The sequence below is a fragment of the Leisingera daeponensis DSM 23529 genome, from assembly GCF_000473145.1.
Classification (GTDB): Bacteria; Pseudomonadota; Alphaproteobacteria; order Rhodobacterales; family Rhodobacteraceae; genus Leisingera; species Leisingera daeponensis.
On record NZ_KI421500.1, the window covers coordinates 3,242,817 to 3,265,821 of the forward strand.

Annotated in this window: 24 protein-coding genes; 9 read left to right on the forward strand and 15 right to left on the reverse strand. The window is 66.9% G+C overall.

Annotated elements, in window-relative coordinates:
• Positions 1 to 3: 3 nt before the first annotated feature.
• The 4 genes from DAEP_RS0116335 to fghA all read right to left on the reverse strand — a co-directional run bounded on the left by DAEP_RS0116335 (position 4) and on the right by fghA (position 3,926).
• Positions 4 to 966, reverse strand: coding sequence for a DMT family transporter (locus DAEP_RS0116335; RefSeq protein ID WP_027245405.1), 963 nt, complete (start codon positions 964 to 966; stop codon positions 4 to 6).
• A gap of 155 nt (positions 967 to 1,121) precedes the next feature.
• Positions 1,122 to 1,577 carry a YaiI/YqxD family protein gene (locus tag DAEP_RS0116340; protein WP_008557945.1) on the reverse strand — a complete coding sequence of 152 codons (456 nt, stop codon included), beginning with the start codon at positions 1,575 to 1,577 and terminating at the stop codon, positions 1,122 to 1,124.
• Complete coding sequence (sthA, locus tag DAEP_RS0116345) at positions 1,574 to 3,076, reverse strand: Si-specific NAD(P)(+) transhydrogenase (RefSeq protein ID WP_008557797.1); 1,503 nt, start codon at positions 3,074 to 3,076, stop codon at positions 1,574 to 1,576. The genes DAEP_RS0116340 and sthA overlap by 4 nt, the downstream gene beginning before the upstream one ends.
• 16 nt (positions 3,077 to 3,092) lie before the next feature.
• Complete coding sequence (fghA, locus tag DAEP_RS0116350; protein ID WP_027245406.1) at positions 3,093 to 3,926, reverse strand: S-formylglutathione hydrolase; 834 nt, start codon at positions 3,924 to 3,926, stop codon at positions 3,093 to 3,095.
• Positions 3,927 to 4,153: 227 nt separating this feature from the next.
• On the opposite strand from fghA, the gene DAEP_RS0116355 reads away from it, so the two are divergent.
• Complete coding sequence (locus tag DAEP_RS0116355; protein ID WP_008554134.1) at positions 4,154 to 4,495, forward strand: cupin domain-containing protein; 342 nt, start codon at positions 4,154 to 4,156, stop codon at positions 4,493 to 4,495.
• Here DAEP_RS0116355 and DAEP_RS0116360 read toward each other — a convergent pair.
• Both DAEP_RS0116360 and mbfA read right to left on the reverse strand, forming a co-directional pair.
• Complete coding sequence (locus DAEP_RS0116360) at positions 4,492 to 5,415, reverse strand: AEC family transporter (protein WP_027245407.1); 924 nt, start codon at positions 5,413 to 5,415, stop codon at positions 4,492 to 4,494. The genes DAEP_RS0116355 and DAEP_RS0116360 overlap by 4 nt on opposite strands.
• 269 nt (positions 5,416 to 5,684) lie before the next feature.
• The gene (gene mbfA / locus DAEP_RS0116365) at positions 5,685 to 6,659 is read right to left on the reverse strand and encodes an iron exporter MbfA (protein ID WP_008557960.1); all 975 of its coding nucleotides are present in this window, start codon (positions 6,657 to 6,659) and stop codon (positions 5,685 to 5,687) included.
• Between the two features lie 159 nt (positions 6,660 to 6,818).
• Between mbfA and DAEP_RS0116370 the strand changes: the two genes are divergently transcribed.
• A complete protein-coding gene (locus tag DAEP_RS0116370; RefSeq protein WP_008557324.1) occupies positions 6,819 to 7,436 on the forward strand; it encodes a TetR/AcrR family transcriptional regulator in 618 nt (205 codons plus the stop codon).
• A gap of 30 nt (positions 7,437 to 7,466) precedes the next feature.
• On the opposite strand, the gene DAEP_RS0116375 is transcribed toward DAEP_RS0116370, so the two are convergent.
• Positions 7,467 to 7,952 carry a c-type cytochrome gene (locus tag DAEP_RS0116375; RefSeq protein WP_027245408.1) on the reverse strand — a complete coding sequence of 162 codons (486 nt, stop codon included), beginning with the start codon at positions 7,950 to 7,952 and terminating at the stop codon, positions 7,467 to 7,469.
• Between the two features lie 369 nt (positions 7,953 to 8,321).
• Here DAEP_RS0116375 and DAEP_RS0116380 point away from each other — a divergent pair, with 369 nt between their 5' ends.
• Positions 8,322 to 9,011 carry an ArsR/SmtB family transcription factor gene (locus DAEP_RS0116380; protein WP_027245409.1) on the forward strand — a complete coding sequence of 230 codons (690 nt, stop codon included), beginning with the start codon at positions 8,322 to 8,324 and terminating at the stop codon, positions 9,009 to 9,011.
• 115 nt (positions 9,012 to 9,126) lie between these two features.
• Complete coding sequence (locus DAEP_RS0116385) at positions 9,127 to 9,471, forward strand: DUF2794 domain-containing protein (protein ID WP_039185371.1); 345 nt, start codon at positions 9,127 to 9,129, stop codon at positions 9,469 to 9,471.
• A 94-nt stretch (positions 9,472 to 9,565) separates the two neighbouring features.
• Here the strand turns inward: DAEP_RS0116385 and DAEP_RS0116390 are convergent, their stop codons facing one another.
• From DAEP_RS0116390 to DAEP_RS0116400, 3 genes are all read right to left on the reverse strand, one after another.
• Positions 9,566 to 10,390 (reverse strand): C40 family peptidase, encoded by an 825-nt coding sequence (locus tag DAEP_RS0116390; protein ID WP_008554857.1) that lies wholly within the window; start codon positions 10,388 to 10,390, stop codon positions 9,566 to 9,568.
• Between the two features lie 4 nt (positions 10,391 to 10,394).
• Complete coding sequence (locus tag DAEP_RS0116395) at positions 10,395 to 11,777, reverse strand: leucyl aminopeptidase family protein (RefSeq protein ID WP_027245411.1); 1,383 nt, start codon at positions 11,775 to 11,777, stop codon at positions 10,395 to 10,397.
• Between the two features lie 84 nt (positions 11,778 to 11,861).
• Positions 11,862 to 12,221: a hypothetical protein gene (locus DAEP_RS0116400; RefSeq protein WP_050761597.1), complete on the reverse strand. Its 360-nt coding sequence runs from the start codon at positions 12,219 to 12,221 to the stop codon at positions 11,862 to 11,864.
• Positions 12,222 to 12,398: 177 nt separating this feature from the next.
• Between DAEP_RS0116400 and DAEP_RS0116405 the strand changes: the two genes are divergently transcribed.
• Complete coding sequence (locus DAEP_RS0116405) at positions 12,399 to 13,049, forward strand: carbonic anhydrase (protein WP_008553343.1); 651 nt, start codon at positions 12,399 to 12,401, stop codon at positions 13,047 to 13,049.
• Between the two features lie 2 nt (positions 13,050 to 13,051).
• On the opposite strand, the gene DAEP_RS0116410 is transcribed toward DAEP_RS0116405, so the two are convergent.
• Complete coding sequence (locus tag DAEP_RS0116410; protein ID WP_027245413.1) at positions 13,052 to 14,215, reverse strand: DUF3095 domain-containing protein; 1,164 nt, start codon at positions 14,213 to 14,215, stop codon at positions 13,052 to 13,054.
• A 142-nt stretch (positions 14,216 to 14,357) separates the two neighbouring features.
• Here DAEP_RS0116410 and DAEP_RS0116415 point away from each other — a divergent pair, with 142 nt between their 5' ends.
• The 4 genes from DAEP_RS0116415 to DAEP_RS0116430 all read left to right on the forward strand — a co-directional run bounded on the left by DAEP_RS0116415 (position 14,358) and on the right by DAEP_RS0116430 (position 18,914).
• The gene (locus DAEP_RS0116415) at positions 14,358 to 15,530 is read left to right on the forward strand and encodes an MFS transporter (RefSeq protein ID WP_027245414.1); all 1,173 of its coding nucleotides are present in this window, start codon (positions 14,358 to 14,360) and stop codon (positions 15,528 to 15,530) included.
• 83 nt (positions 15,531 to 15,613) lie between these two features.
• The gene (locus DAEP_RS0116420) at positions 15,614 to 16,636 is read left to right on the forward strand and encodes an aspartate-semialdehyde dehydrogenase (protein WP_008555055.1); all 1,023 of its coding nucleotides are present in this window, start codon (positions 15,614 to 15,616) and stop codon (positions 16,634 to 16,636) included.
• 135 nt (positions 16,637 to 16,771) lie between these two features.
• Complete coding sequence (locus tag DAEP_RS0116425; protein WP_027245415.1) at positions 16,772 to 17,155, forward strand: hypothetical protein; 384 nt, start codon at positions 16,772 to 16,774, stop codon at positions 17,153 to 17,155.
• A gap of 88 nt (positions 17,156 to 17,243) precedes the next feature.
• Positions 17,244 to 18,914, forward strand: coding sequence for a DUF4139 domain-containing protein (locus DAEP_RS0116430; RefSeq protein WP_027245416.1), 1,671 nt, complete (start codon positions 17,244 to 17,246; stop codon positions 18,912 to 18,914).
• A gap of 211 nt (positions 18,915 to 19,125) precedes the next feature.
• Here DAEP_RS0116430 and DAEP_RS0116435 read toward each other — a convergent pair whose 3' ends face one another.
• Genes DAEP_RS0116435 through DAEP_RS0116450 form a run of 4 tightly spaced genes read right to left on the reverse strand, consistent with a single transcriptional unit; the run spans position 19,126 to position 22,972 of the window.
• Positions 19,126 to 19,896, reverse strand: a complete 771-nt coding sequence (locus DAEP_RS0116435) for an aldolase/citrate lyase family protein (protein WP_027245417.1) — start codon at positions 19,894 to 19,896, stop codon at positions 19,126 to 19,128.
• Positions 19,897 to 19,911: 15 nt separating this feature from the next.
• The gene (gene hpaH / locus DAEP_RS0116440) at positions 19,912 to 20,712 is read right to left on the reverse strand and encodes a 2-oxo-hept-4-ene-1,7-dioate hydratase (protein ID WP_027245418.1); all 801 of its coding nucleotides are present in this window, start codon (positions 20,710 to 20,712) and stop codon (positions 19,912 to 19,914) included.
• Positions 20,709 to 21,560 carry a fumarylacetoacetate hydrolase family protein gene (locus tag DAEP_RS0116445; protein ID WP_027245419.1) on the reverse strand — a complete coding sequence of 284 codons (852 nt, stop codon included), beginning with the start codon at positions 21,558 to 21,560 and terminating at the stop codon, positions 20,709 to 20,711. The genes hpaH and DAEP_RS0116445 overlap by 4 nt, the downstream gene beginning before the upstream one ends.
• Entirely contained in the window at positions 21,560 to 22,972 is a 1,413-nt protein-coding gene (locus DAEP_RS0116450; RefSeq protein ID WP_027245420.1) for a pyridoxal phosphate-dependent decarboxylase family protein, read from the reverse strand. Before DAEP_RS0116450 ends, DAEP_RS0116445 begins: the two co-directional genes overlap by 1 nt.
• Positions 22,973 to 23,005 lie beyond the last annotated feature (33 nt).

Sequence of the window (23,005 nt, forward strand, 5' to 3'; positions counted from 1 at the left end):
CGGTCATCCTTCTGCGCGCGGGCGGGGCCGCGGGGCGGGGCGGTTCTTGCGGGTCTCGCGCCAGACGGAGACCAGGCCGGAGGCGATGATCAGCGCGCTGCCGGCCCAGACCGCCGGATCGGGCCATTCGTTGAAGATCACAACGCCCCAGAGGACCGACATCGGCATCGCGATGTACTCAAATGGCGCGGCCAGCGTGGCCTCGTTCATGCGGTAGGCCTGGCTGACCAGATAGCCGCCGATGGAACCGGCAAGGCCGACGCCGATCAGGTAGGGCCAGTCCTGGGGGGCAGGCCAGATCCAGGCGCGCAGCAGGAAGCCGAAGGCGGGGTTATCGCCGCTGGCAAAGCGGCCGTCGCCAAAGGCCAGACCGGCCAGGGCGCTGAGGATCAGGAAGCCCATCATCGGGTAGAAGGCGAGCGTGGCGCCCGCCTCTGTCCCGCCTGCGCGGCGGGTCAGCACGTGCAGACTCGCATAGCCGCAGGCGCCGAGGAGCGGCAGGATGGCGGCGGGCTGGAAGGTGCCGGGGCCGGGACGCATGATGATCAGCACGCCCAGGAAACCGGCGATAACCGCGCCCCAGCGCCAGGGGCCGGGGCGTTCGCCCAGGAACAGGGCTGACAGGGTGGTGACGATGAGGGGCGTGGCAAAGGCGATTGCGACGGCTTCGGCCAGCGGCAGCAGGGTGAGGCCGGTGAAGAAGCAGATGTTGGCAAAGAACACCACCAGGCAGCGCAGCAGGTGCAGTTTCGGCTGGTGGGTGCGCAGGAGGTGGTAGCCGCCCTCCAGCGGCACGATGATGGCCAGCATCACCGCCACCGCGATGACGGAGCGGAACAGGACCACCTCGTACAGGGGGTAGTCGCCGGACAGGAACTTGAAGATCATGTCGATGACGGAGAAGGCAATGCCTGCGCCTGCCGCGGCAAACAGGCCGGGGACGCTGATTTTGACCTCTGCGCTCATCTGTGCCGCCTCCCGCTCCCTGAGTTTGATCAGTGGCGGATTTGGTGTGGCCGGGCAATGGGCGGGGGCGGAAAAATGCAATTTCTCCGGGCAGAATTCCGGGGCGGAATTTTGGGCGTGGAACGGGAGGGGCGGCGCGGAGCCTTGACCCGGGATCAGGCCTGTTTGGCAGCCCGCAGTTCGCGCTCCAGCGCATCCAGGAACCGCGAGCGGTCGGCCTTGGTGAAGCCCTTGCCGCCGCCCTGCATCCCCAGCGGGTTGGCGGCGCGCAAGTCGGCCATCAGGTCGCGCATCGCCAGCTGCTGGCCGATGTTTGCTTCGGTGAACCGCTCGCCGTTGTGGCGCAGCACGCGGGCGCCGGCCGCGATGCATTTGGCGGCCAAGGGGATATCCCCCGTCACCACCACATCGCCGGGGCCGCAGCGGTCTGCGATCCACATGTCGGCCACATCGGCGCCCTCAGACACGATCACATTCTCCACCAGCGGGTTCTGCGAGGGGCGCAACCCGCCGTTGGAGACCACGAACATGCGCAGGCCGTGGCGGGTGGCGACCCGCTCGGCCTCCTGCTTCACCGGGCAGGCGTCGGCGTCGATGTAGAGGGCGGTCACTCTGCCGCCTTTTTGTCAGCCGCGGGTTTGGCGTCTGCCTTAGCCTCTGCCTTGGAGGCCGGTTTGGCCTTGCGGGCGGGTTTCTTCACCTTGAACTCCTCCGGGATCGGCATCCGGTTGAAGGCGTCGAGGCCCGCGATCTTGTAGGCCTCGGCCAGGGTCGGGTAGTTGAAGGTGTTCTGCACGAAGTAGTCCACCGTGCCCTTGAGGTTCAGCACCGCCTGGGCGATGTGAATGAGCTCTGTCGCGCCCTCGCCGACGATCTGCACCCCCAGCACCCGGCGGGTTTTCAGCGAGAACAGCATTTTCAGCATGCCGTGCTCCAGCCCCATGATGTGCCCGCGCGAGGTTTCGCGGAAGCGGGCGACGCCAACCTCGTAAGGGATGCCGCGCTCCTTCAGCTCTTCCTCGGACATGCCGCAGGTGGACATTTCCGGCACCGAATAGATGCCGTAGGGGTACCAGGGGCTTTCCGGCAGGGTCGGGGTTTCCAGCGCGTGGCAGGCGGCGACGCGGCCCTGCTGCAGCGAGGTGGAGGCCAGCGACGGGTGGCCGATCACATCGCCGGTGGCGTAGATGTGGGGCACCGCGGTCTGGTAGGTCTTGCGGTCCACGGACAGGCGGCCGCGGTGGTCGGTCTTGAGGCCGACGGCATCGAGGTTGAGCGCCTCGGTGGCGCCCATGCGGCCGGCCGCGAACAGCAGCATTTCGGCGCGCACGTGGCGGCCGTTGGCCAGCGACACCTCGATATGCTCGCCCGCGTCCTCGATGCTTTCCACGGCGGAACCCAGCCGCAGGTCGACGCCGTTTTCGCGGATCTGGTGGGTGAAATCCTGGATCAGGGTCTTGTCGATGAAGTCGAGGAATGTCTCGCGCGGCTCGATCAGGGTGACGCGCACGTCCAGCGCCGAGAACATGGTGGCATATTCCACTCCGATCACGCCGGCGCCGATGACTGCCAGCGAGCGCGGGATCTCGGCCATCTCCAGGAACTCGTCGCCGTCGACCACGGTCTTGCCGTTGAACGGCACGTAATCCGGCCGGTAGGTGCGGGTGCCGGTGGCGATCAGAAACTTCTCTGCCGTCAGCCGGGTGGATTCGCCGGCCTCGGTGGCCACCTCGACCTCGTTCGGGCCGATGAATTTCGCCAGCCCGTTCAGGGTGTCGACGTGGTTGCGGTTGAACTGGTGCTCCAGCACGTCGACCTCGTAATCGAGGGTCATGTGCAGGCGCGCTTTCAGGTCGTTCGCCTCGATCTGGTCCTTCACCCGGTAGGAGCGGCCGTAGAAGGAGCGCTCGCGCCAGCCGGAGAGGTTCAGCACGGTTTCGCGCAGGGTCTTGGACGGGATGGTGCCGGTGTGGACCGACACGCCCCCCAGCCGGTCCTTGCGGTCGATCACCAGCACCCGGCGGTGCAGCTTGCCCGCCTGGATGGCGGCGGCGCGGCCCGAGGGGCCGGAACCGATGATGATCAGGTCATAATCAAATTCGTCACTCATGGCCGCGTCCTTGTGTTCAGTTCTGGTACAGCGCGTCGGCATGGAAGGAGACATGCTCCTCCATGAAGGTCGACACGAAGAAATAGCTGTGGTCATAACCCGGCTGCATCCGCAGGGTGGCCTGCTGGCGGCGTTCGGCGACGGCGTGGGCCAGCGCTTCGGGCTTCAGCAGGTCGATAAACTGGTCGGAGGTGCCGGTGTCGACCAGGATCGGGCCGTCGAAGCCTTTTTCGCGCATCAGGAGGGTGGCGTCGTGCTTGGCCCAGGCGGTTTCATCGTCGCCCAGGTAGGCGCTGAGCTGCTTGCGGCCCCAGTCCGACTGGGCCGGGTGGGAGATCGGCGCGAAGGCGGAGACCGATTTGTAGCGGCCCGGCAGGTTCATCGCCAAGGTCAGCGCGCCGTGGCCGCCCATGGAATGCCCGGTGATCGCCTGGCGGTCCAGGTCGATGGCGAATTTGTCGCCCAGCAGTGCCGGCAGTTCCTCGGCCACGTAGTCCCACATGCGGAAATGCGGCGCCCAGGGCTGTTGCGTGGCGTTGACGTAGAAGCCCGCGCCCTGGCCCAGATCATAGGCCTCATCGTCGGCCACGCCCTCGCCGCGGGGGGAGGTGTCGGGGAAGACGATGGCAATGCCCTGCTCGGCGCACCAGGCCTGGGCGCCTGCCTTGGTCATCGCGTTTTCATGGGTGCAGGTGAGGCCCGAGAGATACCACAGCACCGGCACCGGCCCGTCCTTGGCCTCCTCCGGCAGAAACAGGCCGAAGGTCATGTCGCCGCCGGTGGCGCTGCTGGCGTGTTTGTAGACGCCCTGGGTGCCGCCAAAGGCGCGGTTCTCGGAAACGGTTTCCATGGGTGAGGCTCCTCAAATCTGTTAGCCCTATCGCTATCCGCAGATTGCCGCAGCGTCCAGCGGGAGGGCGGCGGCAAGGCCGGTTTTTGCGGCAGAAGGCTTGCGAAACTGCAAACATCCGGGGCTTTGGGCGGCTGGCGGCGGCAGCAGCCGCGCCTGGGGGTTCTGGACAGCGGCGGTGAAAACCGGGACAGTCTGCCGCCAGAGCAACAGGGAGACCAAGGGCCATGAGGGATTTTCTGAGGCTGACACCGGAGGCTGCGGAGGCCGAGGTCGAGCGCCCGTCGCCGGAGAAGGTGATTGCGGGAGACCCGGTGTTCACCACCTGGAACGCGGAGGAGCGTGACGGGCTGTACTGCGGCATCTGGCAGTCGACGCCGGGCAAGTGGCGGATATCCTATGACGAATGGGAATACTGCCGGATCCTGGAGGGGCGGTCGGTGATCACCAGCGACGACGGCACCGAGTATCCTCTGGCGGCAGGCGACAGCTTCATCCTGCGGCCCGGCTTCAGCGGCACCTGGGAGGTGATCGAGACCACCCGCAAGGATTACGTGATCCGGGTTTAGGAGACCCAGGCCATCACTGCCGGCACGGTCACGATCGACACTACGGTGGAGATGAAGATGGCGGCGGAGGCCCGGTGCGGGGCCACGCCGTAGTGCTGCGCCAGCATGTAGACATTGCCCGCCACCGGCAGGGAGGCGGCGGCGATGGCAACCGCGGCGGAAAACGGCGCGGCGGGGATCAGCCACAGCACCGCGACGGCGACGCAGGCCGGGTGCAGCACCAGCTTGGCAAAGCTGAGCCAGCCGGCGACCTGGACCCGCTCCGCCGATTTCGACGCGAGCGACGCGCCGATGGCGAAGAGCGCGCCGGGCGTGGCGGCGCCGCCGAGGATGGTGAGGAAATCGTTGGCGGGCTCCGGGATCGGCAGCGCGGAGGCCGACCAGGCGAGGCCCGCGACGATGGACAGGATCATCGGGTTCTTCAGCAGGCCCAAGCCGACCAGTTTCAGGGTCGCCAGACCTAGGCCCTGGCCGCGGCCCGCGTTGATCAGGATGACGATCAGCGAGGAGAACACCACCAGATCGACGCTGAGCACCACCATCATCGGCGCCGCGGAGGCCGGGCCGAACAGGATCGCCATCATCGGCAGCCCCAGGAAGCCCACATTGCCGATTGCCGCGCATTGCGCCTCCACCGCTGCGGTGGGCACGTCCAGGCCGCGGATCATGGCGACGGCTGTCACCAGCAGGTAGACCGCCAGCGTGCCTGCCAGATAGCCAAGGATCAGCGTGGGATCGAAGACCTCGGCAAAGGAGAGGTTGGCGGCAAAACCGAAGATCATCGCCGACAGCGGAAAGTAGAACACGAAACGGGTGAGGTAGGCGGTTGCTTCCTCGGTGAAAAACCGGCTGCGCCCGGCCCAGTAGCCAAGGCCGATGATTGCGAAGAAGGGCAGGGTGCGGAAGAAAATCTCGGCCATGGGAGATTGGTAACAAGAGCTGACCAATTGGCAAAGGCTGTTTTTTGGGCAGGCTTTGAGCGGCAGGGGCGTGCTCCCGCCTGCTCATGGTCATTCGAAGAATGCCCTTCGCAGTTGGGCGTGGCCCCGTGCTGCGCACGGGGCAGGGGTTTTCGCTGAGAGCGCCTGACCCGTGTGGCGCACCCGCAGCGCGTCAGCGCTGCCGGGCCCAACCGGGGAGGGGCAGCCTGTGGCTGCTCCGGCGCGGGCGGGAGGGCCTTGCTGCGAGTCTAGCCGCTGCCGATCAGGGCGCCGGCGCCCAGCACCAGCGCGCCGCCCAGCACCACCTGCATGGTGGCGCGCCAGAAGGGGGTTTGCATGAATTTGTTCTGGATCCAGGCGATGGCCCAAAGCTCCACAAACACGATCAGGAGCGCCAGCGTGGTGGCGGTCCAGAATTCCGGGATCAGGTAGGGCAGGGCGTGGCCGAGGCCGCCGACGGTGGTCATGATGCCGGAGGCCAGTCCGCGCTTGACGGGGGAGCCGCGGCCCGAGAGTTCGCCATCATCCGAGGCCGCCTCGGTAAAGCCCATCGAGATGCCCGCCCCGACCGAGGCCGCCATGCCGACCAGGAAGGTGGTCCAGGTGTCCTGGGTGGCAAAGGCGGTTGCAAAGATCGGCGCCAGGGTGGAGACCGAGCCGTCCATCAGCCCAGCAAGCCCCGGCTGCACCCAGGTCAGCACGAACTGGCGGTGGGCGGCGCGGTCCTCATCGTCGCGGGTGCCGTCGTCCAGATGCGCCTCCTGCAGCGTGCCGGCGCGGGCCTGGTGGCCTGCCTCGGCGGCGGCGAGATCGCCCAACAGCTTGCGGGTGGCGGCGTCCTGCGTGCGGGCGGCGGCGGCGGTGTAGAAGCGTTCGGCGTCGCGCTCCATCGCGCGGGCCTCGTCGCGGATGCGGTCCAGGCTCAGGTTTTCCATCAGCCAGACCGGGCGGCGGGCGTAATAGCCTGCCACATGCTCGCGCCGGATCAGCGGGATCGCCGGGCCGAACCTGTCTGCGTGCAGGGCAATCAGCTGGGCGCGGTGCTCATCCTCCTCCGCGGCCATGCCGTCGAACATCGCCGCAGTTGCCGGGTAGTCCGCCCGCAGCCGCGCCGCATAGCTGCGGTAGATGCGCGCATCGTCCTCCTCGGAGGCGATTGCAAGGGCCAGGATCTCCTGCCCGGTCAGGTCCGAAAAGTGCTTGCGCTGAGTAAAAAACCGCATCGTCTGCCCCTAGTTTAGAATTATTCTAAACATAGCAAATCCCTGCGCCGCCGCAAGATGGCGCGCCAGCCTTGATGCACAGCCTTGTTGCAAAGCGGCGGCCCGCATTACATTAGAGGCAGGCCCTGCACCCCGCAGCCCGTATCCCGAGGAGCCTTCATGAACCAGCAAGCCAGCGTCCTGCGCACCGGCCGGAAATTCGACCAGGTCCTGGAGGGCGCGCGCGAGGTGTTCCTGGCGGATGGATTTGAGGGCGCCAGCGTCGACAATATCGCCAAGGCGGCGGGAGTCTCAAAGGCGACGCTTTACAGCTATTTCCCTGACAAGCGGGTGCTGTTCATGGAGGTGGTGCGCTCGGCCTGCGTGCAGCAGGCGGACGCTTCGCTGGAGCTGGCGCCGGGCAGCCGCGGGCCGCGGGAGGTGCTGCGGGCGGCGGCGGAGCGGGTGCACGGGGTGCTGCTGGGCGGCTTCAGCCTGCAGCTGTTCCGCATCTTCGTGGCCGAGGCCGACCGGTTCCCGGAGCTGGGGCCGATGTTCTACGAAAGCGGCCCGATGACGCTGCACGGGGAGATCCAGACCTATATGGAGGCCGCTGCGGCGCGCGGCGAGCTGAAGATCGAAGATGCGGATCTGGCCGCCGCGCAATTCATCGAGCTGTGCAAGGCCGATGTGTTCCTGCGGTTCCTGTTCAAGATCGACACCGAGTTCACCGAGGCCGAGCGCGAGCGGGTGATCAGCGGCGCGATCGACACGTTCCTGGCGCGGTTCGGCGCCTGAGAGACCGGCCCGGCGGGGCCGGCGTTCCGGTCAGTGGGTTGTGAAGCTGTTGGGCGTGCTGCGATAGGTTTCGTGGCAGCTGAGGCAGCTTTGCATCAGGCCGGGCAGGGTGCGGCGCAGACCGCTGAGCGAGCCGGTGTTGAGGTCCTTGGCCGCGGCTTCGGCGGTGCCGGCGCGGGCCTTGAAATCCTTCCACGCGTGCCAGATCAGCGGCCGGGCGTTGGACCGCGGGTCCAGGTGCGGCTTGCGGAAGTGCTTGCGGATGCTGCCGGTGGATTTGATCAGCTGCTTGCGGGCCGCGCGCGCCTGGCTGCGGTCAAAGGTGCTGCGCCCGGCAGCCATGCCGGTCAGCACGTCCATGGCGGCCTTTTGCGAGGTCATCAGCGCAATCCGCTTGGCCACATGCTTGCTGGTGCTGCTGCTGTCCCGGGCGGTCACCGGGGCGGTGCTGCCGATGGCCAGCGCGGTGATCACCACGACCAGGGCCGCGGCTTTGTGCAGGCGGAAAGATGTCACGATGCCTCCGCACGGGTTAACCGAATCGAGAAATGAGAACAAAATATGAGCATATCGCCTGTGCCTCCCGTTATCTGGCGGCCTTCCGGCCCTGCTGCCCCTGCCTGCCCTGACCGTTCCCCTGCGCCTGATGCCAAGCCCCGCCGCCGCATTCTTTCGCTTTGGTGTCCGCGTCTTGGGGCGGAGCGTGTTCTGCGGGCAGAGCGCGGCGGCACCGGCGGGCCGCTGGCCGTTGCCGGGGAAGTCTGCAACAGGCAGGTTATTTCCGCGTTAAGCGCCGCCGCATTGGCAGAGGGGCTGCGCAACAGTTCGCTGCGCGGCGAAGGGATTTGCTTGGGCCGGCCTGAAAGAAACGCATAGGGTAGAGCCATGATCACACCGCGTTTCGACATTCTGGGCCAGGCCCTCAGCGACGCCAGCCGCACGCAGATGCTGTGCGAGCTGATGGAGGGGCGCGCCTATACCAACAAGGAGCTGGCGGCGGCTGCGGGCGTGACGCCGCAGACCGCCTCGGCGCATCTGCGGCTGCTGCAGGACGCCGGGCTGGTGGTGGCACAAAAGCGCGGCCGCTGCGTTTATCACCGGCTGGCAGGCGCGGAGGTGGCGCATGCGCTGGAGCAGCTGGCGGCGATTGCGCCTGCGGACAGCCTGCACCGCGCCCAGCAGCGCAAGGCGGGCGGGCTGGCGCAGCTGCGCAGCTGTTACGACCATCTGGCCGGGCCGCTGGCGGTGGCGATGACCCGGGCCTTGCTGGACCGGGGACTGCTGGTGGAGGCGCACGGCGCCTTTCGCGCCGAACCCGCCGCGGAGTGGCTGAAACTGGGGGTGGTGCTGCCGGAGCGGCCGGGCCGCCAGCCCTTTGCCCGGCCTTGCCTGGACTGGACCGAGCGCAAGCTGCATGTGGCCGGGCCACTGGGGCGGCAGATCCTGGATCACGCGCTGGACAGCGGCTGGGTCACGCGGCACCGGCAAAAGCGCGGGCTGATGCTGACGGCGCCGGGGCGGGTGGCCTTGGAGCAGATTCTGGGCCTGCGCTGCGGCGCGCTGGCGGAGGCCTGAGCGGGGCGGAAACCGGGCAAGACAGGCCTGCCGCGCCTGTGGGCCTGCTGCACCACGGCAAAAATCGAATGTTAAAAACCTTGATTTGCGGGGGGAAAGGCGCAACCTTTTACCTATGAGCTTTGATCAGGTGCAGCCTTTTCCCGGATCTCCTATACCTCAGCAAGTCGCGTTTGACCGCCGCGAACTGTCGGTCATCATGACGTTATACGGACGGATGGTGGCGGCGGGGGAATGGCGCGATTACGGGATTTCTTCCTTGCGTGATCTGGCAGTCTTCTCCGTCTTCCGGCGCACGGCAGAGCATCCGCTCTACCGGATCGAAAAACGCCCCAAGCTGCGGCAGCGGCAGGGGCAGTATTCGGTGGTCGGCATGGACGGGCATATCCTGAAGCGCGGGGCGGATCTGAAGACCGTGCTGAGGGTGCTGGAGCGCAAGCTGATCCGCTCCGTGGAGTAGCCGCAAGTCTTGCGGCGGGGCGGGGACCGGAAAATCCGAATTTTCCGGCTGAGTATCTTCGAATGGTTTTACCGCCTGGGGCCGCGGGCGGGGATTATTCCAGCCTTTTATGCGCGGTGACCGGGCCGTCGCCCTGGGCCGCGATCCGCGCGATGGCCGCCGCGATCGGTTCAATCGCCACCGCCATGTCGTGTGCATTGGCGTGGATCAGGGTGTCCGCATCCCGCACCATCGCAACATGGCCCCTCCAGAACAGCAGGTCGCCGCGCCGGTAGTCTGCGGCGGGTGCCGGGCTGCCCAGCTCGGCCTCCTGCATGTCGCTGTCGCCGGGGCAGGGGGTGCCGCAGGCCAGCAGCGCCGCCTGCACCAGGCCGGAGCAGTCAATGCCAAAGCGGCTGTTGCCGCCCCAGAGGTAGGGCGTGCCGAGGAACAGGTCCGCCACCGCCGCCGGATCCCCCGGATGGACGCCCAGCGGGGCGAGGTGGCGGGCCGGGATGAAGCCCAGGTTGGTCTGCAGGAACCGGCCTGTGCCGCCCAGCACCTGCACCCGGCTGCCGTGGCTGAGGGCGTGGGTGTCGGGGGACTTGAAGTCATCCGCGCTGTAGGCATGGGTGGCAGGGGCGCTGACCCAATGGGTCGCCTCGAAGGGGGCCGTCAGGCTGGCGCTGGGCACATAGCCGGTATAGCCATCCTTGGCCGCCTGCAGGAAGGACCAGCCGCCCTGCTCCTCATACACCGTGACCGGCTCGCCATAGACCAGCTGGCGGTCGCGGGCACCGTCCGGCGCGCGCAGGAGGTCCGCCACCGGCACCCCGATGCGGGCGGCGGTGCCTGTCACCTTCCTAAGGTCTTCCGGCGCGTCTTTCAGATGCGCGGCAGCCACCCGGGCGTTCATCGGCAAGCGGCGGCGGTCGGTCATCGGATCACAGCTCCAGCATATCAGGCAGCGCGGCAAAGAGGGCGCGGGCCCCCTGCAGGGCGCCGCCCTTGGGCCGGCCCGGCGCGGCGGCGGGGGTCCAGCCGTAGATGTCGAAATGCATGTAGCGGGCGCCGCCTGCAAAGCGGCGCAGGAACAGGGCGGCGGTGATCGAGCCGGCAAAGCCGCCGGAGGGCGCGTTGTCGAGGTCGGCGATGTCCGGTTCGATCATCGCCTCGTAAGGTTCGTGGAACGGCAGCCGCCAGACCGGGTCGGCGGCGCGGGCGGCGCTGACCGCAAGCGCCGCGGCGTCGCCATCGTGGTCCGTGTAGAACGGCGACAGGTCCGGGCCGACCGCAACCCGGGCAGCGCCGGTCAGGGTGGCCATGGAGATCAGCAGGTCCGGCGCGTCCTCCGCCGCCAGGGCCAGCGCATCGGCCAGCACCAGCCGGCCCTCGGCATCGGTGTTGTTGACCTCCACCGTCAGCCCCTTGCGCGATGTCAGCACGTCGCCGGGGCGGAAGGCGGGGCCGGAGACGGAATTTTCGACCGCCGGAATCAGCACCCTGAGCTGCAAATCCAGCCCGGCGGCCATGATCATGCGGGCAAGGCCCAGGACGTTGGCGGCGCCGCCCATGTCCTTTTTCATCAGCGCCATGCTGCTGCCGGGTTTCAGGTTCAGCCCGCCGGTGTCAAAGCAGACGCCCTTGCCCACCAGGGTCAGCTTGGGGCCGCTGCCGCCCCAGCGCAGGTCGATCAGCCGCGGCGCGCGGTCCGAGGCGCGGCCGACGGTGTGGATCAGCGGGAAATTCTGCGCCAGCAGGTCCTCGCCGAGAATCGTGGAGATGTCTGCGCCGAACTCTTCGGCCAGGGTTTCCGCCGCGGCCTGAAGTTCTGCCGGGCCCATGTCGGAGGCGGGCGTGTTGATCAGGTCGCGGGTCAGGCATTCAGCGGCGGCCAGCGATTCGACGGCGGCGGCATCCACCCCATCGGGGGCCGCCAGCATGGCGGTCTCGTCCTTGCCTTCCTTGTAGCGGCCGAAGCGGTAGCCGGTCAGCAGCCAGCCCAGCGACTCGGCCGCGGCGTCCGCCTGCGGCAGGCCGGAGGCGATCCGGTAACGGCCCGCGGGCAGTTTCTGCGCGGCTTCGGCCAGCACGAAACGGCGGCGCGCGCGCTGGGCGGCGCTGCCGTATCCGGCCAGGGCCATCTCAACCGCGCCATCGGCGCCCGGCACTGCCAGAGCCTGGCCGCAGGCGCCGGTAAACCCATGCGCCGTTGCCCAGGCCTGAACACGCTGCGGCTGGCCCGAGAGCCAGCTGTCGAAAGTGTCGCTTGCGATCACATGCACAGGGCAGGCGTCCGCGCCGGCTGCGGCAAATACTGGCGGCATCGAAATACTCCGGTTGCAATCGGTTCTGATGCGCCAGAGTAGCCGCCGCAGCGCGGCCTGCAAGCCCTGCAGGTTGCGGAGAGATCAGATCGTCATGTCCTGCTGGTCCCAGACCGCGGTCAGCGAGCGTTCCCCCACCCGCATCAGCCGGAACAGAATCGCGGCAACCGCCGGCGCATCCTCGGCGTCGATGGCCGCGGTCACGTCGCCGGCAATCGACGCGAGCGCCGTCATGCCGATCTGATCGGCAATCGCGATCAGCGACCGGGCGCTTTTGCGCAGGCTCGCCATTTCATTCTGCCGCCACAGACGCTCGCAATGCGTCAGGCGGACAGCCATTTCCTCGACCGCACGGCAGACGACGTCTTCGGCGCCGGTTTCGCCAAGCTGCTCATACAGCGCGGTGAGTTTGTCAGGATTGAGGCGCACTGTTTCCGAGTGCATTACTGTTAGTATATTGGCCACCACTTTCACCCAAATTCTTCATGCCCCCACGGCACGTCTGCCAATGTGCGCCCCACAGGTTTTCAAAAGGTTTCCGGCGGGGTGTTCAAATCTCTCGAATTTGCGGACAATGCAGGGTATCAAGCCCGGCAACACGAACGTTGACAGGACATGCCAATGGAATTTGCCAAACCCCTGCCCAGTTATCTGGTGACCCGGTATCATGGGTGGAAGGCCACATCCTATGAGGAGAATCAGGGCTGGTACCGCCGCCTGGCGACCGAAGGCCAGCGGCCGCGGGCGATGGTGATCTCCTGCTGCGACAGCCGGGTGCATGTGACTTCGATCTTCGGGGCCGACCAGGGCGAGTTCTTCATTCACCGCAATATTGCCAACCTGGTGCCGCCCTATGCGCCCGATGGCGACCATCACGGCACCTCGGCGGCGGTGGAATACGCCGTGACCGCGCTGAAGGTGGCGCATCTGATCGTGCTGGGCCATTCCCAGTGCGGCGGCGTGCAGGGCTGCATCGACATGTGCAAGGGCCAGGCGCCGCAGCTGGAACAGAAGACCAGTTTCGTCGGCCGCTGGATGGACATCCTGAAGCCCAAATTCGAAGGGGTTGAGGACATCCAGGATCCGGTTGAACAGGCACGCCAGTTCGAGCGTCAGGCGGTTGTCGCCTCGCTGGAGAACCTGATGACCTTCCCGTTCATCGAATCGGCGGTGAAGGCGGGTGAGCTGAGTCTGCACGGGCTGTGGACCGACATCGGCGAGGGCGGTCTGGAATGCTATGACCCCAAGGCGGGCACTTTCGCCCCGGTCTGAGGTCAGGGCGTCCCTTTGCTGACACCAAATGCAGCCGCCAGATTGGCGGCTGCTTGCGTATAGCCGCCTGCCGCCCCGTCGACAAAATGCACGTGGCTGTCCTCAACCGGGGAGGGCACGATGCAGGTGACCAGGGCGGCGTCCTGTTCGTGCAGGCCGAACTGCACCAGCCCGGCCTCTGCCGCCTGCTCCAGATGCCGGCGGATCCGGCCGCGGATCTCTGGCGTGCAGTCCAGCGTCATCTTCAGGCCGTCGTCGAACTTGCGGAAATCCGAATGGGCCTTGAGCACGGACAGGTAATGCACCGGGTCGAACCCGCCAGCGGGCCGTTTGGCAAGGAAGATCAGCCCGGCGAGGGCGCTGTGCGCCAAAAGATAAAGCTTCCGTAAAATCAGAGGGGTTTTGCCGCGCGAGGATCGCGCCTCCAGCGCCAGCCCGGCGGGCGGGAAGCCGAGTTTGGGCCCGGTATCCGGGACCGGATGGCCGTTGTCCTTCAGTTCTCCTGCCAGAGCCAGCAGGCGGGAGGAGAATCGGGCAAACGCCTGCGGGTCCGTGCCCGGCGCAGGCTGCACGACCACCGACAGGATAACGCCATTGCGGGCGGGCGTGTTGCTCCAGCGGCAGGAGAGGCCGGAGAGATCGGGCGGTGCGGCCTGCGGGTCCGGCGGCACTTCGAAGGCGCCCGCTTTCATCTGCGCCTCGGCCCAGGCCAGCCCGCCGCCGCTGAACATCGCGAAATCGGCCTGATCCGACACGGCATAGCGGGCGATGGCGACGTCCATCCCCTCTGCCCGGATCCCGCGCAGCGGCACCATGGCGGCGCGCAGGGTGACGCCGAATTCCGCCCCGGTCCAGCCGCGCAAGGCGGCCAGAACGCGCTCAGCGGTCTCCCGGTGGCGCGGCGGCACCGCAAAGGCGGCACCGTCGCCGCCGAAGATATAGGGGAACGCCTCGCCCTCCAGCGCATTGCGCATCGCGGCAATCACCGCGGCGCCGATCATGTTCACGGTCTTGTAGCGGCCCGCGGCAATCAGCGCGGTGGAGTTCACGATATCGGTGCAGCACAGATGCCAGTCCGGCGGCAGCGGCGCAAATGCGTCCGGGGCGGACAGGCTGTCAAAGCTGCGGACCTTGGGGAGGCTGTTGTAAAAACTGTCCGTTGTCATGCGTTCCCGCTCCGGTCCTTGGCCCCGGTGACCGGTGCCAGAGGTCTGCTTCTGTGACCTGCGGTTTCTACCTAAACAAATTGTGCGCCGCGGCCAAACATGCAAGCTGTGCGGCAGACACAAAAAATTGCGGGGACGGAAAATGCAGGCGGGATTGGTCTTGTTGTGCCTGGCCTATGTGCTGAGCCAGTTTTTCCGCGCCTTTCTGGCGGTGCTGTCGGGAGTGCTGGGGCAGGACATCGGCGCGGCGCCGGATGATCTGGCGTTTGCCTCGGGCATGTGGTTCCTGTCCTTTGCGGCGATGCAGCTGCCGGTGGGCTGGGCGCTGGACCATGCGGGCCCGCGCCGGACCGCGGCGCTGCTGCTGCTGCTGGGCGGCGGCGGCGGGGCGGCGCTGTTTGCCGCGGCCACGGCGCCCCTGCATGTGAGCATCGCGATGTTCCTGATCGGCATCGGCTGCTCGCCGGTGCTGATGGCGTCCTATTACATCTTTGCCCGCCAGTACCCGCCCGCCCGCTTTGCCACCCTGGCGGCGCTGATGCTGGGGGTGGGGTCGGCCGGCAATCTGGTGGCCTCTTACCCGACGGCGCTGGCGGTGGACCTGTTCGGCTGGCGCGGTACCCTGGCGGGGCTGGCGGCGGTCTCGGTTGCGGTGGCGGCGGGGATATTCCTGACTGTGAGCGACCCGGACAAGCCCGACGGCGAACTCAAGGGATCGGTGCTGGATCTGCTGAAGATGCCGGCAATGTGGGCGATCTTTCCGCTGATGCTGGTGGCCTATGCGCCCTCGGGCGCGCTGCGGGGGCTGTGGATCGGGCCCTATCTGAGCGATCTGTACGGGCTCAGCACCCAGGCCGTGGGGCTGGCGACGCTGGTGATGGGCGCGGCGATGATTGCGGGCACCTTTGCCTATGGGCCGCTGGACCGGGTGCTGGGCACCCGCAAATGGGTGATCCTGGGCGGCAACCTGCTGGCCTGCGCGGCCCTGGGGGGGCTGATCATGGCCACAGGCGCGCCGGTCTGGGTGCCGGTTGCGATGATGGCGGCGGTGGGGTTTTTCGGAGCCTCCTTCCCGGTGATCATGGCGCATGGCCGGGCCTTTGTGCCGCCGCATCTGGCGGGGCGCGGGGTGACCCTGCTGAACCTGTTCGGCATTGGCGGAGTGGGAATCATGCAGTTTGCGACCGGGCGCATTCACGCGGAAATGGCGGGAGCCGATCCGGCTTTGCCCTACACCGCCATTTTCGGCTTCTTTCTGCTATGCTTGGCCGCGGGATGCTTAATTTATCTGCTCAGCCGCGACAGCATGGACTGATGCGCCCCCTTTAAACTTTTGCCTGGAAGCATTATCACTCCCGCGCCGGCCATGGGGCCGGGCAATACTGGAGAAACAGAAAAATGGGTTACCGCATCGCCGTTGTCGGTGCCACGGGCAACGTGGGCCGCGAAATGCTGAACATCCTGGCCGAGCGCCAGTTCCCCGTGGACGAGGTCGCTGCGCTGGCAAGCCGCAAGTCTCTCGGCACTGAAGTCAGCTTTGGCGATAAGACACTCACTACCAAGGATCTGGACACCTTCGATTTTGCCGGCTGGGACATGGCGCTGTTCGCCATCGGCTCTGACGCGACCAAGAAATACGCGCCCAAGGCGGCAGGCGCCGGCTGTGTGGTGATCGACAACTCGTCGCTGTACCGCTACGACCCGGAAATCCCGCTGATCGTGCCGGAAGTGAACCCGCAGGCGGTTCACGATTACAAGAACAAGAACATCATCGCCAACCCCAACTGCTCTACCGCGCAGATGGTTGTCGCGCTGAAGCCGCTGCATGACCGCGCGCGGATCAAGCGCGTTGTGGTGTCGACCTACCAGTCGGTGTCCGGCTCCGGCAAGGACGCGATTGACGAGCTGTGGGATCAGACCAAGGCGGTCTATAACCCGACCCAGGACGTGCCGCCGAAAGTCTATCCCAAGCAGATCGCCTTCAACGTCATTCCGCATATCGACGTCTTCCTCGACGACGGCTCGACCAAGGAAGAGTGGAAGATGGTGGCCGAGACCAAGAAGATCGTCGACCCGAAGATCAAGGTCACTGCCACCTGCGTCCGGGTGCCGGTTTTCGTCGGCCACTCTGAATCCGTGAACATCGAGTTCGAGGACTTCCTGGACGAGGATGAGGCCCGTGACATCCTGCGCGAGGCGCCCGGCATCATGGTGATCGACAAGCGCGAAGCCGGCGGCTACGTGACCCCGGTGGAATGCGTTGGCGATTTCGCCACTTTCATCAGCCGCATCCGCCAGGATTCGACCATCGACAACGGCATCAACCTGTGGTGCGTCAGCGACAACCTGCGCAAGGGCGCGGCGCTGAACGCGGTGCAGATTGCCGAACTGCTGGGCCGCGAGGTCCTGAAGAAAGGCTGAGCCTTATATCCTTTTGGTGAGGGGGCCGCTTCGGAAGAGGCGGCCCCTTTTCTTTTGCACGGCTGCCGGTGCGCGGACGGGTCCGGTAATTTGAGGAGGAAACCGCAACAGCCGCCGCAGACAGAGGAGACCGCCATGATCGCCCTGCAGGATTTCAGCACCGCCACCCCCGCAACGCAGATGCTGCCGTCGTTTGGCCCTTTGAATCTGCCGGCCCGGTCCGCGGCCGCCGCACGTCCCGAGCCGCAGCGCCAGCCCCGGCTGAGCTGCGTCACGGCGGCTGAATTGAAGCAGCATGTCGCCAGCGAGTTCAGCGCCGCCGGGGACTGGTTCACCCTGTGCCGCGGGCTGCGCCGCAAGGGGCTGTGCCTGCGGATGCGCGGCGAGGATCTGTGGCTGTTCGATGCGGCCAGCCTCACCGCGATTTCCTCCTGCGAGGATCTGGGGATCGACCCGATGGAGCTGGAGCTGCGCTTTGGCCCGTCGCAGCCGCAACGGCCCTCTGCCCAGGCTGCCTGAGTGTGCTGGCCACGCCGGAGACGGAAGGGTAGGTTTGGCATCAGGCGGGCGTTTTTGCCCGCCCTTATTTCCTGAGTGAGAGATGCCAATGCGATTTTCCTTGATGGCTTTTGCCTTCTCCTGCTGCGGCTTGGCTGCCGCACCGGCGGCGGCGGACGAAATTCCGGTCAGCAGCCGGGTGTCTGAAGTGACCCTTTACCCGGGCCTGGCCGAAGTGACCCGCAGCGCGGCGCTGACGCTGACGGAAGGGCGGCACCGGCTGATCCTGCAGAACGTGCCGCTCTCTGCGCGGCTGAGCAGCCTGCAAGTGGAGATCGCCGGGGCCCGCCGCATTGCCACGCAGCTGCGCCAGGATTACGCGCCGCCGCGCGATGCCGGTGATCCGCAGATCGAGGCCGCCGAGGCGCGTGTCCGTGCGGCGGAGGCCCGCATCGCTGCGGTCCGCGACGAGGCAGAGCGGGCGCGGGCCGGCGTCCGGGCGGCGGAAGCCTCGATCGGGTTCCTGCAGCAGCTGGGCGGCAACGAGGGGCTGGCGCAGGCCGATGCCGCGGCGCTGAGCGCGATTGCCCGGATGATTTCGGAGGAGGCCGCGGGCGCCAGCCAGGCGGCGGTGGCGGCCGAGGCTGAGGCGCGGCGGATCGGGTTGCAGCTGGAGGATCTGGAGGAAGATCTGGCAGAGGCCCGCGCGGCGCTGGCGGCGATTTCGCTGGAAGACCGGGACCGGCTGTTCATCGCGGTGGATATCGAGGCTGAGCAGGCGGGCGACGGCACGGTGACGGTCCGCTACCTCACCGAAGGGGCCGGAAGCATCGGCTGGCAGCCGTCTTATGAAATGCACCTCAGCACTGCGGATAAGCCAGCGGATGCGGCTGAACTCACCCTGAAGCGGGCGGTGCTGCTGGCACAGGACACCGGCGAGAACTGGCAGGATGTAGCGCTGACGCTGTCGACGGCAACGCCCTCCGGGCAGGGCAGCCCCTCCGCGCTGCATCCCTGGCTGCGCCGGGTCGAGGCGCCGGAGCTGCCGCGCCCGCAAAAGCGGCTGCAATCGTTCGACTCTGAAATGGGCGCGCTGGCGGAGCCGGCGGCAGAGGCGGCCGCAGTTGCGGAGGAGGCGCTTGAGTGGAGCGCGGATCGCAGCGGCGCCGCTGTCACCTACCGGTTTGGCGCGCCTGTCACCGTGGCCTCCGGCGCGGATCTGCTGCGGCTGGAGATGGACAGCCTGACTGCCGCGGCTGAGCTGAGGGCGGTGGCCGTGCCGTTGCGGGATCAGACCGCCTACAGGGTGGTTAAATTCACCAACAGCTTTGGCGAGCAACTGCTGGGTGCGGCGGAGGTGCCGCGCTTTGCGGATGGCAAGCTGATCGCGGTTGAAGGGTTTGCGGGGCTGGCGCCGGGGGCGGAGATGGAGGCCGGGTTCGGCCCGGTCGAGGGCCTGGAGCTGCGCCGCGATGTGCTGGATCAGAGCGAAGGCGGCCAGGGCCTGATCTCGCGCAGCAGCCAGCAGGTGCAGGCGGTGGAGATCGAGGTGGAGAACCGGACCGGGCAGGACTGGGCGGTGCGGGTGCTGGACCGGGTGCCCTATTCGCAGCAGGACGACCTGGAGATCGGCTGGAGCGCGAAACCGCGGCCTGCGGAGGAGGATGTGGAGAAGCAGCGCGGCATTCTGGCCTGGGATCTGAAGATCGCAGCAGGTGAAAGCCGCACCATCCGGCTGGACACCACGCTGAACTGGCCCGAGGGGATGGTGCTGCGCTGATCCTTGCGTGATCCGGGACTGATCCGGGCGCGGCGCCTTGCGGCGGGGGGAGGCTCCCGCCCGGCGTCAGGTATTGGAAATACCTTCCTCCCGTTGGGCGTGGCACCGCGCAAGGCGCGGTGCCACGCCCAAGGCCGCTGCCGCTGCGCTGGCGGAGCCAGGGCTGCGGGCGGGCGCGGGAGGGCTTCCTTTTGCGGCTTGCGCCTGGGGGCTAGTCTGCCTTCCACTTGGCAGCGAGATCGCGGGCGTTCCTGGCCAGCACCATCACGTCGATGCCGACCGCCAGGAACTGCGCGCCCATACCGGCGTAGGCCTGGGTGGCCTCATCCGTGGTGCCGAGGATGCCGGGGGCGATGCCTGCGGCCTTGATGCGGCGGATGGCATCGGCGATTGCTTCGCGCACCTCCGGGTGGGCGGAGTTGCCCTGGTGGCCCATGTCGGTCGACAGATCCGCGGGGCCGATGAAGACGCCGTCGATGCCCTCGACCTGAAGGATATCGTCCAGGGCGGCCATTCCGGCGCGGTTTTCCACCTGCACCAGCAGGCAGACCTCCTGATCGGCGGTCTGGATGTACTCGGGAACCGAGCCGAACATGGTGGCGCGCGCCGCTGTGGCGCCGACGCCCCGCACGCCCTTGGGCGGGTAGTGGCAGGCGCGGACCAGCTCGCGGGCCTGTTCGGCGCTTTCGACAATCGGCACCAGCACGGTCTGCGCGCCGGCATCCAGCACCTGCTTGATCATCCAGGTCTCCCCTACCGGCACCCGCACCACCGGATGGCTGGGCGAGGCCGCCAGCGCCATCAGCTGGTCGCGGATCGAGCGGATATCGTTGGGCGCGTGCTCTCCGTCGATCACCAGCCAGTCGAAGCCGCAGGTGCCCATGATCTCGGCGGTGGAGGCCTCGGCAAAGCTCATCCAGCAGCCGATCTGGCGTTTGCCCTGAGATAGAGCCTGTTTGAAGGGGTTCTTGGGCGCGGGCATGAGCGGGGCCTCCTGTCAGGCGAAATGGATGGATACGGAACCGAAGGGGCCGAAGTCGGCGGCGATCTCCGTGCCCGGCGGGCATTCGATGGGGCGGATGAAAGAGCCCGAGAGCACGATATCCCCGGCCTCGATCTGTTGTCCATATTCAGCCATCCGGCGGGCCAGCCAGAGGACCGAGGTGACGGGATCGTTCAGGACGCCCGCGCCGAGGCCGGTTTCCTCCACCGTGCCGTTGCGGGCGGCGATGGCACCGGTCCAGCGCAGGTCGCAGGCGTCCACGGCGTGGCGCTCCGCCCCCAGCACCACGCCTGCATTGGCGGCGTTGTCGCTGATGGTGTCGGTGATGATGCGGGCCTGTCCGGTTGCCGGGTCGGCACGCAGGATGCGGGTGTCGAGGATCTCCAGCGAGGGCGCCACATAATCCGTTGCGGCCAGCACGTCTTCGCGGGTGCATTCGGCGCCTGCGAGGGGGGATTTCATGATGAATGCGATCTCCGCCTCCACCCGCGGCTGGATGAAGCGGCCAGCAGGGACCGTGGCGCCGTTTTCGAACGCCATGTCATCCAGCAGCACGCCGCTGTCGGGGGTGGTGATGTTCAGCGCCTGCTGCATGGCGCGGCTGGTGAGGCCGATTTTCCAGCCGATCTTGCTGCGCCCGGACGCCAGTTTTTGCCTTATCAGAGCCTGTTGAACCGCATAGGCATCGTCCAGCGTCATGCCGGGATAGGCCAGGGAGAGCAGGCCGCATTGCTGGCCGGTTTGCTCGGCTTTGAACAGACGGTCCGCGGCGTCCTGGTGCTCCTTCGGGGTCATATCTCATCCTCAACCGTGTTGCGCAGGATGCCGATGCCCTCCACCTCAACCTCGACCACATCGCCGGGGGCCAGGTATTTCGGCGGATCAAACCGCGCGCCTGCGCCGGTGGGGGTGCCGGTGATGATCACGTCGCCGGGCTGCAGGGTGGTGAAGGTGGAGATATAGGCAATCTCCTCGCGGATCGGGAACATCATCCGGCTGAGGGTGTCATCCTGGCGGACCTCTCCGTTCACGCGGGTGAGGATGCGGGCCTTATCCAGCTGGGCGGCGTCGGTAAAGGGCACCAGCCAGGGACCGATCGCGCCGGAATTGTCCCAGTTCTTGCCCTGTGTCACGTTGAACTTGGCGTGGCGGACCCAGTCACGGATGGTGCCCTCGTTCGCCAGCGTCAGCGCCGCGATGTGGTCGTAGGCGTCCTCCGGTTTGATGCGGCGGCCCGGTTTGCCGATCACCACGGCGACTTCGCCCTCGTAATCCAGCGTGTGGTTTTCCGGCGGGCGGATCAGCGGGCGCTCTGCCCCGGTGAAGGAGCGCGGGAAGCGGGGAAACAGGGACATATGCTTGGGCTGGGCAGAGCCGTCCTTGTACTCCGCGTTGCGGTCCGGGAAGTTGACGCCGACGCAGATAATCTTTTCCGGGTTGGGGATCGGGATTTCATAGGTGAAATCCGTGTGGGTGACGGGCTTGCCCCCGGCGGCCTCTGCCAGTGCGGGCAGGCCGTCTGCCGCGATCACCTCCCGCAGGGTGGGCCAGTGCGGGAACTGCGGCGACAGGGCGATCATGCCCGCATCCGTCACCGCGCCATAGAAGGTTTCGCCGCCGGCGGAGTAGGTGGCAAAGCGCATCAGGTCAGGCTCCTTGCGATCTCGGTGATGACATCGAAGGCCGTCATGACGTCGGCTTCGGTGGTCTCGAACTGGCCCGCCTGGAAGCGGATCACCAGCTGGCCGTCGAGGCGGGTCTGGGTCAGGTAGATGCGGCCGTCATCGTTGATGGCGTTGACCAGCCTCAGGTTCAGATCATCCAGATCCGCGGCACCCTCGGGCGCATAGCGGAAGGACCAGAGCGACCACATCGGCGGGGTGGTGATCTCGAAATCAGGCTCTGACTTGAGCTTGTCGTGCAGCCGGTTGGACCAGGTGATGTGATTGCGCAGCCGCTGGCGCAGGCCCTCCAGCCCGTAGGTGCGGATCAGGAACCAGATTTTCAGCGCGCGGAAGCGGCGGCCCAGTGGCACAGACCATTCGGAATAGTTGATGATGCCGTCATGGCCGTGGGTTTTGAGGTATTCCGGGCTGATGGCGAGGGTTTTGACCAGATCGTCCGGGTTCTTCAGGAAATGGGCGGAGCAGTCGAACTGCACGCCCAGCCATTTGTGCGGGTTGAAGACGATGCTGTCGGCGCGCTCCACGCCCGGCCAGTAGTGGCGGTATTCCGGGCAGATCATCGCAGAGCCGGCCCAGGCCGCGTCGACATGGGTGTAGAGGCCGTATTTTTCTGCCACGTCCAGCACTTGATCGACGGGGTCGGTGGCGCCAACGCCGGTGCCGCCGACGCAGAGAATGACGCCCGCGGGCTGATGGCCCGCGGCGAGGTCGGCCTGGATTGCCGCCTCCAGCGCGCCGGGGTCCATGCCGCGCCAGCCGCCCTTGATGGGGATGCGGATCAGGTTCTGTTGGCCGATGCCCGCGACCCAGATGGCGCGGTCGATGGAGGTGTGGACTTCAGATGAACAGTAAATCCGGAGTGGCTTTTGGGCGAACAGGCCCTGCTGGTTGCCCTGCCAGTTCAGCGCCTTTTCCCGCATGGTCAGCACGGCGGCGAGGGTGGCGGAGGAGGCTGAGTCCTGAATGACGCCCTGGAACTGGTCCGGCAGGTCCAGCGCCTGGCGCAGCCAGTCCATCATCCGCGTCTCCATCTCCGTCGCCGCGGGCGAGGTCTGCCAGAGCATGCACTGCGGCGCGATGGCGGAGGCGAGGAATTCCGCCAGCACCGAGGGCGCGGCGGCGTTGGAGGTGAAATAGGCAAAGAAACGCGGGTGCTGCCAATGGGTGATGCCGGGCATCACGATGTCTTCGAAATCCCGGAAGATCGCCTCCATCCCCTCGCCGGCCTCAGGCGGGGTTTGGGGCAGGGCGTTCAGCACTTCGCCGGGCTTGGTCCTGGCGCGCACCGGGCGGTCGCCGACGGTCAGGTGATAGTCCTGCGTCCAGTCCGCGACCCGGCGGCCCCATTCGGAGAATTCATCCCAATTCATTTTCTTACCTTGTTCTTATGGGATTGTGCCCGG